This window comes from Faecalicatena orotica, from assembly GCF_905197545.1.
In the GTDB taxonomy this organism is placed as follows: domain Bacteria; phylum Bacillota; class Clostridia; order Lachnospirales; family Lachnospiraceae; genus Faecalicatena_A; species Faecalicatena_A orotica.
In genome coordinates, this window is record NZ_CAJJZH010000007.1 from 224,961 (window position 1) to 237,521 (window position 12,561).

Genomic DNA, 12,561 nt, shown 5'->3' on the forward strand with positions numbered 1-12,561 from the left:
AGGTATGATCCCTTCCGGGAGTAAAGATAATAAAAGGAGAAGGTTATGAACAAGAACCTCTTATTCCGCAGGATTCCAAAGGTGGATGTTCTGCTGGAAAATGAAACGATAAAGAAAATGATAGATTACTACAGCTACGACAGTGTGCTGGAGGCGATACGCACGGAGCTGGAAGCCCTAAGGACCTATATCGGTTCCTGTGAGGAGGAAGAAAAGGCCCAGGAGCAGATAGACCGTCTCTGCGAGCGGATAGAACTGAATGTAGCCGCGATGTACCGGCCGAACATGACCCGGGTGCTGAACGGGACGGGGACAATTCTCCATACGAATCTGGGACGTGCCCCGCTTAGTGGGGAGCATTTAAAACAGGTGACCTACATTGCGTCAGGATATTCGAATCTGGAATATGATCTGGAGGCAGGAAAAAGAGGGGAGAGGTATTCCCATTTTGAGGAACTGCTCTGCAAGATTACAGGTGCAGAAGCAGCTATGGCCGTGAATAATAATGCCGCCGCTGTTATGCTGATTTTAAGCTCTATGGCAAAAGGCGGGGAAGCGGTCGTCTCCAGGGGGGAACTGGTTGAAGTGGGCGGTAAATTCAGGATTCCGGATGTCATGGAACAGAGCGGCGCCGTTTTAAGAGAAATCGGCACGACAAACAAAACCCACATTTCCGACTATGAAGATGCGGTGACAGAAGAAACAAAAGTATTTATGAAGGTACACACAAGTAACTATAGAATTGTTGGTTTTACGGATACCGTGCCGATATCGGAACTGGTATCCTTAAAAGAAAAATATGACATCCCCGTGATCGAAGATCTGGGAAGCGGTGTACTGATAGATTTGAGTAAATATGGACTGACTTATGAACCGACTGTACAGGATTCCGTGAGAAACGGAGCCGATGTCGTGTGCTTCAGCGGCGATAAACTTCTGGGCGGCCCGCAGGCGGGAATTATTGTCGGGAAGAAGAAATACATTGACCTGATGAAGAAAAACCAGCTGACCCGTGCCCTGCGTATTGATAAGTTTACTGCATCGGCTTTAGAAGTCGTGCTTAGGGAGTATTTATCAGAAGAAAGGGCAGTGAAGAATATACCTGCACTTCATATGATCACAAAGAGGGTGGAGGAAGTAGAACAGGATGCAAAGAAGTTCCGGAGGCTGCTGAAGCGGGCAGACTTACCGGCCGAGATTGATATCGAGGAATGCGAGTCACAGATCGGGGGCGGATCCCTGCCTCTCGAGCGGATCCCGAGCACTGCGGTAACGATCCGTCCGCTTAAGATTACGACCCCTGAATTGGAAGAACGTTTAAGACATCTTCCAGTGCCTGTAATCGGCCGCACGGCAAATGACAGGATTCTGCTCGATATGAGGACGTTTGACGGGCAATTCATGAACTATTTTGCGAAAATACTAAAGGAACTGAATGTCCTTGAAAAGGAAGGAAATCAATATGAAGCATATTATTATCGGAACAGCGGGACATATTGATCACGGAAAGACGACACTGATCAAGGCGCTGACCGGACGTAATACAGACCGCTGGGAGGAAGAACAGCGCCGGGGGATCACGATAGACCTCGGATTCACGTATTTTGACCTGCCAAACGGAAACCGCGCGGGGATCATCGATGTTCCCGGACATGAAAAGTTCATCAATAACATGGTTGCCGGAGTCGTCGGCATGGATATGGTACTGCTTGTTGTGGCGGCTGATGAGGGAATCATGCCCCAGACGAGGGAACATATGGATATTCTGGCGATGCTTGGCGTCCAGAAAAGTATTCTCGTCCTGAACAAATGTGATCTGGTGGACGAGGAGTGGCTGGAACTGGTCGAAGAGGAAATCAAAGAAGAACTCGAGGGCACATTTCTGGAAACGGCTCCTGTCGTCAAGGTATCGGCCGCGACAGGGGAAGGCATTCCGGAATTGATTGAAACTGTTGAGCGTCTCACAGAGGAAGAGGTGGAGGAAAAGGATATCCACACCATCCCGAGACTGCCTGTAGACCGGGGTTTCTCGTTATCCGGTTTTGGCACGATCGTTACGGGAACTCTGGTGAGCGGTACGATTTCAAAGGAAGACACACTGGAAATGTTTCCGAATGGACAGGAATGCAAGATCAGGAATATCCAGGTGCACGGCCAGGATGTGGAAAAATGTTATGCGGGACAGCGGGTTGCTATTAATATATCTAATATGAAGAAAAAAGATTTAAAAAGAGGCTGTGTTCTTGCACCTCCGGGCAGCATGACCGATTCAAGGCTCATGGATGTCAAGCTGGAAATGCTGGATTCTACCATGCGGCTTTTGACCAACAATGCAAGGCTCCATTTCTTTAGCGGGACGAGTGAAGTTCTGTGCCGTGCGGTTCTTTTAGGGGACGAGGAGCTGGGACCCGGGGACAGCGGGTATGTGCAGTTGAGAATGGAAGAGGATGTAGCCTTCCGAAGAGGTGACCGGTTTGTTGTCCGCTTTTATTCCCCAATGGAAACGATTGGCGGCGGCGTGATTCTGGAGCCGAATGCGGCCAGAAAGAAACGCTTTTCTAAAGAAACAATTGAAAGTCTCAGGCAGAAAGAATCAGGCACCGCAGAGGATGTCATCGAGCTTCATGTGAAAGACTTTGCAGAGACAATGGCATCGGTTTCAGAACTTGCAAAACTGACCGCTTTATCAAAGGAAGAGACGGAGGCCGCAGTGACAGAGCTGGCCACACAGGGGCTTGTGTGCGTATTCCCGATGAAAAAGGATACTTATGTCCTTCATATGGCAGATGAACACGCATACAGGGAAAAGATACTCGGGGCGCTTGAGGACTACATCAAAAAGTATCCTTACAGGTATGGAATGCCGAAAGCGGAGGTACACAGTACATTCATGAAACGGGTAAAGCCGAATGTATTTGACAGGTATATAGAATATCTGGAGGAACAGGATACTTTGACAAGGCATGATGAATTCCTTGCGCCGAAGGGATATGAGGTAGTCCGGGATGAAACCTTTGAGAAAGTAAGGAGAAAACTGCTTGGCGTTATTAAGCCTGCAAAATTCGATTTTGTCAGGCTGGCTGATATTGATTTTGGCGGCGTGCCGGCACGGACTGTGGACGATATCTTACTTCTTATGACAGACAGCGGAGAAATCATAAAAGTTGCCGAAGGTATGTATACACCGGGTGTGTATATGGCCGAGGCAAAAGAAAAGATCGTTGAGAAGCTGAAAGCAGATGGAAAAATCACGATAGCCGAAATTCGGGATATGTTTTCTACAAGCAGGAAAAGCGCCAAGCCGATACTGGAGTACATGGACAGCATCAAAGTAACCCGGAAAACAGGCGGAGAAAGTGAAAGGATATCAAATCTATGAATCTGAAACAGTTAGAAGCATTTGCAGCGGTTGCAGAGGAAGGCAGCTTTTCAAAAGCGGCAAAGGCCCTTTTCTTAACCCAGCCTACAGTGAGTGCTCATATTTCTTCTCTGGAGAAGGAGCTGGGGGTCCGTCTGTTTATCAGGAATACAAAAGAAGTAAATCTGTCTGAGGATGGAAAGATTCTTTATGGATATGCGAAACAGATGATCATACTTCAGAAAAAAATAGAGACAACTTATGACCAGACAAGAAAAGATGGGAGCCACTGCATCCATATTGCGGCATCCAGCGTGCCTTCGCAGTACCTCCTCCCGCAGATACTGGCCCGCTTCAGTGAAAAGTATCCGCAGGAACATTTTAAGATTATGGAAACTGACAGTGCAAAAGTGGTGGAACAGGTAGTAAACGGCAACGTCGACATCGGATTTACCGGTACGGTACTGGATAAAAAATACTGCCAGTATATTCCGTTTTATAAAGATGAACTGGTTGTGATTACCCCGAATACCGACAGGTTTAGAAATCTTAAGAAGTCAGGCGCAGGAAAAGCGGCTGGGAAAGAATGGATTCAGAATGAACCGGTCATACTCAGGGAAGAAGGATCAGGCACCCGTAAAGAGGCAGAAAAGCTGCTGAAGAAGATGGGCCTGGATTTTGACTCTCTTAAGATTGTTGCGAGCATGGAGAATCAGGAAACGATTAAGCGTTCTGTGAGCCGGGGGATGGGGATCTCCATCATTTCCCGGCTGGCCGCGGGGGACGAGATAAAAGAGGGCAAAATGCTGGAGTTCTCACTGGACGGAGAGTCTGGCAGGCGTGACATTAATGTTGTGTATAATAAAAACTTTCATTTATCATCTCTTGCAGAAAAGTTCTTGCGGGTGGTGGATAAAGTGTATCCTTCACTTTAGCTGAGAATGGAATGGAAAGTGGTTTTAAGGACTATTATAGAGAACATCTATAATAGTCCTTATTTATTTATGTTTTCGATTAGACTCTTATGGGAAGGGAGGGTATACTAAACATGTATGGAAATGGGGGATGAACTATGATTTATATGGATAACGCCGCAACGACAATGCGAAAACCGAAAGAAGTGACGGAGGCTGTCGTTCAGGCGATGAATTCAATCGGTAATGCAGGACGGGGAGCTACGGAGGCTGCCTTAAGTGCATCGAGAATCATATATGATACAAGAGAGAGACTAAGCCGTTTTTTTCATGCGGAAAACCCAAAGCAGATCGTCTTTACGGCTAATTCTACGGAGAGTCTGAATATTGCCATAAAAGGAACCTTAAATCCGGGAGACCATGTGGTTACGACGGTGCTGGAACACAATTCCGTTCTTCGGCCGCTATATGAGTGCAGGGATAAAGGCGTTGAACTCACCATACTTCCATCAGATGAAAAAGGGAATATCTGTTATGAAGAAATGGAGAGTGCCATCCGTGAAAATACTCGTGCGATAGTCTGTACACATGGTTCGAACCTGACTGGGAATATGGTGGATATACACCGGGTGGGAAGTATAGCAAAAGGCCACGGTATTCTTTTTGTAGTAGATGCATCCCAGACGGCAGGCGTATTTCCGATTGATGTCCAGACAATGAATATAGATATCCTTTGCTTTACCGGTCATAAAAGTCTTCTGGGACCACAGGGAACTGGCGGCATGTATGTGAGGGAAGGGCTGGCCGTGCGCCCGCTCCTTTGCGGCGGCTCCGGCGTTGACACGTACAACATGCATCATCCGCAGGAAATGCCGACGGCATTGGAAGCCGGGACACTGAACGGACATGGGATTGCCGGCCTGAATGCGGCGCTGAAATATCTGGAGGAGACTGGCATTGAAGAGATAGAGAAGAAAGAAACAGACCTCATGAGAAGGTTTTACGAGGGAATATCCCAAATCAAAGGTGTAAAGATATACGGAGACTTTGAGGCGGAAAAGAGATGCCCGATCGTAACCTTTAACATTGCGGACTATGATTCTTCAGAAATCAGCGATGAGCTTTTTGTCACTTACGGTATTTCCACCAGGCCGGGGGCGCACTGTGCCCCCCTGATGCATAAGGCCCTCGGAACCGAGAAACAGGGGGCGGTCAGATTTAGCTTTTCACATTATAATACGGAAGAGGAAGTAGATGCTGCCATAGAAGCAGTGCGGGAGATCGCTGCCGATTAATACAGCAGGTTGTTAAGTTATTGTCAATCAGCCTCAAAGGGGTCAGACCCCTTTGCAAAAATAAGATGAAGGAAGCAGATGCGGGGTGCAGATCCTGCCATCATTGAATAAGAGAAAGATGAGAAAAAAAGAATTAAAATTAGTAGTGACATTTCATACAACAGCAGATGCAATGGCGATGGAAAAAGTGTGTAAGGAACAAGAGGTTCCCGGCAGGCTCATTCCGGTACCCCGTGTCCTTTCGGCCGGATGCGGACTGTCCTGGTGTACGGAACTGGAAAAACGTGAAGTGGTCAGCCATGCGATGGAAAACGCAGGGATAGAAATGGAAGCAATGCAGGAGTGTCTTGTCTGATAAATATTATAAGCAAGAAATGTAAACGGGAGGAAGAGAGCAGCCTCCCGTTTTTTATGTCATTGCGGAAAACGCTGTGCGCATCTTGCCCAGTGCCTGTTCATGGATGCGGTGGCGGCAGCAAGCATCAGTAACATGACAACGAGGATGAGCCATACGGCATGACCATCCGAGATACCTTTCATATGGTTTGCTGTGTATGGAGAACTTTCTACCGAACAAAACCTTCCAGCTGGTCAAAAATGAGCGGAGGTATTGGTCACCGTCCGGAGTAAGTGCATAGTATTTGCGGCTAGGGCCCAATGGGCTGGGCTCATAAGTTGCAGTGATTAGTTTCTTCTTTTCGAGGCGGAGCAGAAGCGGATAAAGCGTACCTTCCCTCACCTCTGTAAATCCATTTTCCTGAAGCTGCGTCACTATTTCATATCCGTAGGTTTCAGATTGTTCAATGATCTTCAGGATACATCCTTTCAGAATACCTTTCATTAACTGGGATTTATTCATAGGCCTCCTTCCTTCGAAGCACTACCTTGTATAACAATGCTCTTAACTATATTTTATCACAATGTAGTTAAGAGCATTGTTATGTAAAGAGGAATGATGTTTTTTATTAGGAAAGTTTAGGTATCAGAGAAAGGTGCTTTCCTGCTTGACACGCTTAGAATGGCACGCTGTTTGCACTATAGATAGGTAGGAAACAAAAAATATAGAATGGAGAGGTAACGGATTATGAGTAAAAAACTTGTTTTTTTCGCTAGCTATGCAACGGATTACACAGGAGTGTGCGGACATCTTCCACGCGGGGGCGAGACTGTTATTGGTACAGAGTTTAAGATGGGGCCCGGTGGAAAAGGCAGCAATCAGGCGGTTGCCGCACACCGCCTTGGGGGAGAAGTGAACTTGATTACGAAGATCGGCGAAGATCTGTCGGGAGATTATGCAAGGAACTTCTATCTTAAGGAGCAGATCAGCACGAAGTATGTCATTGTAGATCCTAAAGAGGCATCGGGGGTAGCATTGATTTTTGTGGACGGCGGGACGAAGGAGAATCAGGTATTGATTGTTCCAGGAGCATGCACCATGTTTACAGACGAAGATGTGGAAAGGGTGAGGGATGCAATCTGTAATGCAGATATTTTCATGGGGCAGTTTGAGGTGAATCTGGACGCTCTTGAAAAGGCAATGGATATTGCAAAGTCTGAAGGTCTGCAGATTGTTGTGAACCCGGCTCCTGCAAAAAAAGTATCGAATGAATTTCTGGCCAAGATAGACGTCATAACGCCCAATGAGACGGAGGCAGAGCTGCTGACTGGCATACCGGTGGATTCGGAGGAGAGTGCACACAGGGTAGCGGAGGTATTCCATAAGGCAGGAATTGAGTCCGTCATCATTACAATGGGGGAGAAGGGCGTTTTTGCAAGTAAGGGAGGGCAGGAACGTGTGATACCAGCCCATATTGTAAAAGTGGTGGATACAACAGGGGCCGGGGATGCATTCAACGGTGCATTGGGATTTGCGCTGGCAGAAGGGCTGGATTTTTTTGATGCGGCCGAATATGCCAATAGAGCAGCATCGTTTGCAGTACAGCGCTTTGGATCGGGACCATCCATGCCATATAAAGAGGAGATGGAAGGAGCGTAGTGTGTCTTTCAGGCAGATTAGTGTGCCATATCAGAAAGAAAAAACAGTTTTATGCAGTTTGGAACTGGCACACTAAAGTTGGCATGGCTTTTGCACTATAAATGATTAGAAAGAAAAATAAATTTTTTAGAAGAAAGGAGGAAGTCTATGATTGGAATTCTATTAATCACACATGGGGCATTCGGAAAAGAACTGCTCAAAAGTGCAGAAATGATCATGGGGGAGATTGAATGCATTAAAGCATTGCCTCTTTATCCGGAAGACAATCTGGAGCAGCTAAGAGGTGTCATTGAGGAAGAAATCAAGGTGATGGATCAAGGCGAAGGGGTTCTTGTTCTGGTGGATTTGTTCGGGGGCAGCCCCTGCAATGTGACGGCATCCTGTATACGAAACGGCAATGTAGAATGTATAACAGGCTTAAGCATGCCGATGCTTATCAAGGCGGCAGAAGCAAGGATCAGCGAGCCCCTGTCGGAGATACCGGCACAGTGCATTGATTATATAGCTGAAAGTGCTATAGATGTCAAAGCACGTTATAGTGAATGAAAGGAGAAAAAATGGGAAAATGCGTATTAGCACGTGTTGATTTTCGTTTAATCCACGGACAGGTTATTACGAAGTGGGTGAAGACAACCGGTGCAGAAAAGATAATTATTGTGGATAACAAACTCGCAAACGATGCTTTCATGGGAAAAATTTATGCAAATGCCGCGCCGAAAGGCATCAAGGTACAGATCCATACAGTAGAAGAAGCCGCAGCCGAGTGGAAAGAGAATCAGTTTGGCGAGGGGAATGTGATGGTCCTTTTTAAGAATATTGGGGTCTGTTATGAAGCTTTGAAAGACGGAGTCACACTGAAACGCCTGCAGCTCGGGGGCATACCGAACGAGCCAGGTAAGAAAAAGATTACTTCGGAGATATTTGTAAACAGTGACGAGATGCAGATGCTGAAAGAAATCGCGGCAGAGGGGACTGAAATTTTTATCCAGACCGTGCCTGAGAAGCAGGTTATGAACTACGAAGAGATTAAAAAAAGGATGGGTTAAAGGAGGGAAATACTTATGACATTAGTACTGGCAATAGTAGCAGGGTTATGGTTCTGGCTGGCAAGGACAGAATTTGGTTATCAGTGGGTTCACCCGTTTAAGCAGCCGTTTGTTATGGCGTTAGTATTTGGAATTATCATGGGGGATATCCCTACGGCCATGATCGTGGGTGCCTCTCTGGAAATGATTTATATCGGAATAATTTCACCGGGCTCCAACATTCCGACAGATGAGACTCTGGCAGGAACTGTGGCTATTCCGATTGCATTACTCAGCGGGATGGATGCTCAGACGGCAGTAACACTCGCCATCCCAGTAGGGATTCTGGGGGTGATCCTTGAGACTGTGCGTAAGAATGTACAGATCGCACTTGTGCACAGGGCAGACAAATGTGCACAAGTGGCAGACATCAAAGGAATAGAGAGATGTGCGACAATATATCCGCTGGTTATCGGGTTTGTTCTGCGCTTCCCTCCTGTATTTGCGGCAGTTTTTTTTGGAACGGATTTTATCCAGAAAGTATTGGATGTGATTCCCGAATTCGTATCAAATGGTCTAAGCGTTGCAGGCGGAATCCTGCCAGCCCTTGGGTTTGCAATTACAATTAATGTAATCGGAAAAAAGTCATTTATTCCTTTTTTCATTATTGGATATTTCCTGATTCAGTACTTGGGATTAAATGTTATGGCATGTTCAATCTTTGGAATTTGTGTGGCACTGTTGATTACACTTATGAAACGTGAAAACGCAGAGGAAATATAAGAGGGAGGTTTGGCAGATGAGTGAAGAGTTAAAGAAAACAACAGAAGAGAATGTTGTAAATAAAATTTCGGACGGTACAAAGGAAGCGGTTGTCCTTACCAAAAAAGATATTAAAAAGTCACTGCACCGCTGGATATTTGCCTGTGAGGCTTCCAATAACTATGAGCGTATGCAGTCTCTGGCGTTCTGTTACAGTATGATTCCCTGCCTTAAGAAACTATATGGCAGTGACAAGGGAAAGCTGAGCGAGTCATTGAAACGGCATCTGAATTTTTTCAACTCCCAGGCGATCTGGTGTACACCGATTCAGGGAATGGTGCTTTCTATGGAAGAAGAAATGGCAAAAGAGGGTGCTGTTTCGGAGGAGGCGATTACCGGTATTAAGACAGGGCTTATGGGACCTCTCGCGGGGATCGGTGATACGATTGACTGGGGGACGCTGAGACTGATCGTGTATTCGATCGCGGTCACATTTGCGGCAGACGGAAGTGCGATCGGTGCGATTATTCCATTTCTATTTCCTGTGATTACGTATTTCTTGATTGCAAAACCACTGTGGTTTCTGGGATATAAGATGGGACGCGAGTCTGTTGCAAATATTTTAGAAGCGGGCTGGATCAAGGATTTGATATATGGTTCGAGTATTCTGGGTATGTTCATGATGGGAGCGCTGAGCGGAAGTTATGTATCGCTGACAACACCGGTTCATTTTAGTATCGGTCAGACATCGTTTGTCATTCAGGAAATCATCGACAGTATTGCCCCGGGAATCCTGCCGCTGTTAGCCGTATTCGGAATATACTATGTCATTAAAAACAAGACACAGAAATACGGACGGATATCACTTGTTATCATTGCAATTGCTATTATTGGCGCATTAATCGGAATCGTATAAAGAAAGCAAGGAGGCTATTTTGAATAATTTTGAATTTACTTTGCCAACACGTTTTTATTTCGGCAGGGATGAGGAAAAGAGAACCGGAGAAATTTGTAATAAATATGGTGCTAAGAAGGTTATGATTATTCATTATGGTGATTTTGTGAAGACTACGGGATTGTTTGATAAGATCTCAAAATCACTTGATGAGGCGGGCGTGCCGTGGATTGAAATAGATGGGGTCCAGGCGAATCCAAGGGTTTCACTTGTAAGAAAATGTATTGCAAGGGCGAAGGATGAGAATGTGGACTTCCTGCTGGCTATTGGCGGGGGCAGCGTGATTGATACGGCGAAAGCGACGGGCGTGGGAATGCATTATGAAGGTGATGTATGGGACCTGTATACGGGCAGAGGGACGACAGATCGGACAACGCCGGTGGGGGTCGTGCTCACCATCCCTGCGGCGGGCAGTGAGTCGAGCAATGGTTCCGTAATTACAAATGAGGAAGAGCACAGCAAGCGCGGATTTGGCGGTGATTTTATGCGCCCGGTATTTGCGGTGATGAATCCCGAACTGACTTACACACTTCCGTCTTTCCAGACGGCAGCAGGTGGATTTGACATCATGGCACATATCATGGAACGCTATTTTACCATGACAGAAAATTGTGATGTGACAGACGAAATGTGTGAAGGAACCTTAAGGGCGCTAATTAAGAATATCCCGGTTGTCATGGAACGTCCAAAGGATTATGCCGCAAGAGCCGAGATCATGTGGGCGGGAACGATTGCACACAACGGAATCCTCGGAGTGGGCAGGGAAGAAGACTGGGGAAGTCATGAACTGGGGCATGCGCTGAGTGCCTTCTACGATATTACGCACGGAGCAACCCTGTCCATTATTTTCCCGGCATGGATGAAATATGTATACAAACTGCGTCCGGAAAAATTTGCCCGGTATGCCGAAAAGGTATGGGGCGTGGAGCCGGACGGGGATACGGAGAAGACTGCACTTGAAGGGATCGCTAGGACAAAAGAGTTCTGTAAGAAACTTGGACTGCCGGTCAGCCTGATGGATGCAGGGGTGCAGGATGACAGGACAGAAGAAATGGCAGACCACTGTACGCTGGATGATACTGCACCTGTCGGGGCATTTAAAAAATTATATAAGCAGGATTGTATTAACATTTATAATGATGCATATGGCAAGTAAGGTCCGGAAGGACCGGGCATAAGCAGTAAAGGAGATAAGGATTATGGATAAGAAGACAATGAGATTTTCATGTTTGGTTAAAAAGGGTGAGTCAGAAATCAGGGAACGCCCCCTTGGCGAAATGCAGCCGGATCAGGTGTTGGTAAAACAGCTCGCATGCAATATCTGTACAACGGACTACGGACAGTGGAACGGACTGCGGGAGCATCAGGGTTATCCCCATGCAAACGGACATGAGGGCTCCGGCATTATAATCGATAAAGGAAGCAGGGTAAGCGGTCTGGAAATCGGCGATATGGTGGCTATGGCATATGACGGGTGCGGGGAATGTGAGTCCTGCCGGCAGGGGGATTATGCACACTGTGTCAAATTAAAAGGCAGGTGGACCGAGGATGGATACATAGGCGGGTTCGGGTTCTCAGATTACTGTGTCAGAAATGCAAGAAGCCTTGTAAAGATGAATCCGGATATGGACCCAGGCGCAGCGGCGTTCTTAGAACCTCTTGCAACGGTTGTGCGCGGTATTAAGAAGCTGAGGCTGAAACCGATGGAGACAGTCGTCGTAATCGGTGCAGGCACGATGGGCCTGTTAAATGCACAGGTGGCAGGGGCAAACGGTGCAAGGGTCATTGTCAGTGAACTGATGGATAAAAAGCTGGACACAGCCCGGGCAATGGGGTTTGAAGTCATCAACTCCAAAGAGACAGACCCGGTACAGGCAGTCAGGAACATGACGAACGGTAAGGGAGCAGACTGTGTCATCGTTGCAGTCGGAAATACGATTGCAAATAAACAGGCATTGGAAATGGTGAAGTATACGGATGGGCGCATCCTTCTGTTTGCGGCAGGGTATCCGGCGCCGTCACTTGAGATCGGTTCCAATGAAATTCACTATAGAAGGCTGGAACTTCTGGGAACTTTTGAGGCGGACGTTAATGATTTCCTGACGGCCGGCCGCCTGCTCAGCGACTATATTGTAGACGTATCCAAACTGATTGAAGAACCACGCTTTACTTTAGACACCATGCAGGAGGCTTACAAGCATGCTTCCATTCCGGGAATGTACCGTGTAAGCGTAATCATCAACGAAAAGTAAGCAA

The 12,561-nt window shown here is 46.8% G+C and carries 13 protein-coding genes; 12 read left to right on the plus strand and 1 reads right to left on the minus strand.

Annotation, left to right across the window (positions count from 1 at the left end; translation table 11 throughout):
* Positions 1-45 precede the first annotated feature (45 nt).
* From selA to ABIN22_RS15900, 5 genes are all read left to right on the plus strand, one after another.
* Positions 46-1,500 (plus strand): L-seryl-tRNA(Sec) selenium transferase, encoded by a 1,455-nt coding sequence (gene selA / locus ABIN22_RS15880; protein WP_109732240.1) that lies wholly within the window; start codon positions 46-48, stop codon positions 1,498-1,500.
* Positions 1,463-3,379, plus strand: a complete 1,917-nt coding sequence (gene selB, locus ABIN22_RS15885; protein ID WP_346909878.1) for a selenocysteine-specific translation elongation factor — start codon at positions 1,463-1,465, stop codon at positions 3,377-3,379. Before selA ends, selB begins: the two co-directional genes overlap by 38 nt.
* On the plus strand, positions 3,376-4,293 hold the full coding sequence (locus ABIN22_RS15890; RefSeq protein WP_118620229.1) for a selenium metabolism-associated LysR family transcriptional regulator: 918 nt from the start codon (positions 3,376-3,378) through the stop codon (positions 4,291-4,293). Before selB ends, ABIN22_RS15890 begins: the two co-directional genes overlap by 4 nt.
* Positions 4,294-4,430: 137 nt before the next feature.
* On the plus strand, positions 4,431-5,567 hold the full coding sequence (locus tag ABIN22_RS15895; RefSeq protein ID WP_346909880.1) for an aminotransferase class V-fold PLP-dependent enzyme: 1,137 nt from the start codon (positions 4,431-4,433) through the stop codon (positions 5,565-5,567).
* 118 nt (positions 5,568-5,685) lie between these two features.
* Positions 5,686-5,922, plus strand: a complete 237-nt coding sequence (locus tag ABIN22_RS15900; RefSeq protein WP_109732244.1) for a putative Se/S carrier protein — start codon at positions 5,686-5,688, stop codon at positions 5,920-5,922.
* 54 nt (positions 5,923-5,976) lie between these two features.
* Here the strand turns inward: ABIN22_RS15900 and ABIN22_RS15905 are convergent, their stop codons facing one another.
* Positions 5,977-6,426: a PadR family transcriptional regulator gene (locus tag ABIN22_RS15905; RefSeq protein WP_346909882.1), complete on the minus strand. Its 450-nt coding sequence runs from the start codon at positions 6,424-6,426 to the stop codon at positions 5,977-5,979.
* 225 nt (positions 6,427-6,651) lie between these two features.
* On the opposite strand from ABIN22_RS15905, the gene rbsK reads away from it, so the two are divergent.
* From rbsK to ABIN22_RS15940, 7 genes are all read left to right on the plus strand, one after another.
* Positions 6,652-7,563, plus strand: a complete 912-nt coding sequence (gene rbsK / locus ABIN22_RS15910; protein ID WP_346909884.1) for a ribokinase — start codon at positions 6,652-6,654, stop codon at positions 7,561-7,563.
* Between the two features lie 147 nt (positions 7,564-7,710).
* Positions 7,711-8,109, plus strand: coding sequence for a PTS sugar transporter subunit IIA (locus ABIN22_RS15915; protein WP_346909886.1), 399 nt, complete (start codon positions 7,711-7,713; stop codon positions 8,107-8,109).
* 11 nt (positions 8,110-8,120) lie between these two features.
* Complete coding sequence (locus ABIN22_RS15920) at positions 8,121-8,609, plus strand: PTS sugar transporter subunit IIB (protein ID WP_346909888.1); 489 nt, start codon at positions 8,121-8,123, stop codon at positions 8,607-8,609.
* A 15-nt stretch (positions 8,610-8,624) separates the two neighbouring features.
* Entirely contained in the window at positions 8,625-9,371 is a 747-nt protein-coding gene (locus ABIN22_RS15925; RefSeq protein ID WP_346909890.1) for a PTS mannose/fructose/sorbose/N-acetylgalactosamine transporter subunit IIC, read from the plus strand.
* Between the two features lie 16 nt (positions 9,372-9,387).
* Entirely contained in the window at positions 9,388-10,266 is an 879-nt protein-coding gene (locus ABIN22_RS15930; RefSeq protein ID WP_346909892.1) for a PTS system mannose/fructose/sorbose family transporter subunit IID, read from the plus strand.
* A 19-nt stretch (positions 10,267-10,285) separates the two neighbouring features.
* Positions 10,286-11,461 carry an iron-containing alcohol dehydrogenase gene (locus ABIN22_RS15935; RefSeq protein WP_346909894.1) on the plus strand — a complete coding sequence of 392 codons (1,176 nt, stop codon included), beginning with the start codon at positions 10,286-10,288 and terminating at the stop codon, positions 11,459-11,461.
* 43 nt (positions 11,462-11,504) lie between these two features.
* A complete protein-coding gene (locus tag ABIN22_RS15940; RefSeq protein ID WP_346909896.1) occupies positions 11,505-12,557 on the plus strand; it encodes a zinc-dependent alcohol dehydrogenase in 1,053 nt (350 codons plus the stop codon).
* Positions 12,558-12,561: the final 4 nt, after the last annotated feature.

What these genes read in the sequence shown, in the direction of transcription:
- ABIN22_RS15915 (WP_346909886.1), top strand. Translation starts at nt 7,711, where the DNA reads ATGATTGGAATTCTATTAATCACACATGGGGCATTCGGAAAAGAACTG.
- ABIN22_RS15900 (WP_109732244.1), top strand. Translation starts at nt 5,686, where the DNA reads ATGAGAAAAAAAGAATTAAAATTAGTAGTGACATTTCATACAACAGCA.
- ABIN22_RS15925 (WP_346909890.1), top strand. Translation starts at nt 8,625, where the DNA reads ATGACATTAGTACTGGCAATAGTAGCAGGGTTATGGTTCTGGCTGGCA.
- ABIN22_RS15940 (WP_346909896.1), top strand. Translation starts at nt 11,505, where the DNA reads ATGGATAAGAAGACAATGAGATTTTCATGTTTGGTTAAAAAGGGTGAG.
- ABIN22_RS15930 (WP_346909892.1), top strand. Translation starts at nt 9,388, where the DNA reads ATGAGTGAAGAGTTAAAGAAAACAACAGAAGAGAATGTTGTAAATAAA.
- selB (WP_346909878.1), top strand. Translation starts at nt 1,463, where the DNA reads ATGAAGCATATTATTATCGGAACAGCGGGACATATTGATCACGGAAAG.
- ABIN22_RS15920 (WP_346909888.1), top strand. Translation starts at nt 8,121, where the DNA reads ATGGGAAAATGCGTATTAGCACGTGTTGATTTTCGTTTAATCCACGGA.
- ABIN22_RS15890 (WP_118620229.1), top strand. Translation starts at nt 3,376, where the DNA reads ATGAATCTGAAACAGTTAGAAGCATTTGCAGCGGTTGCAGAGGAAGGC.
- rbsK (WP_346909884.1), top strand. Translation starts at nt 6,652, where the DNA reads ATGAGTAAAAAACTTGTTTTTTTCGCTAGCTATGCAACGGATTACACA.
- ABIN22_RS15895 (WP_346909880.1), top strand. Translation starts at nt 4,431, where the DNA reads ATGATTTATATGGATAACGCCGCAACGACAATGCGAAAACCGAAAGAA.
- selA (WP_109732240.1), top strand. Translation starts at nt 46, where the DNA reads ATGAACAAGAACCTCTTATTCCGCAGGATTCCAAAGGTGGATGTTCTG.
- ABIN22_RS15905 (WP_346909882.1), bottom strand. Translation starts at nt 6,426, where the DNA reads ATGAATAAATCCCAGTTAATGAAAGGTATTCTGAAAGGATGTATCCTG.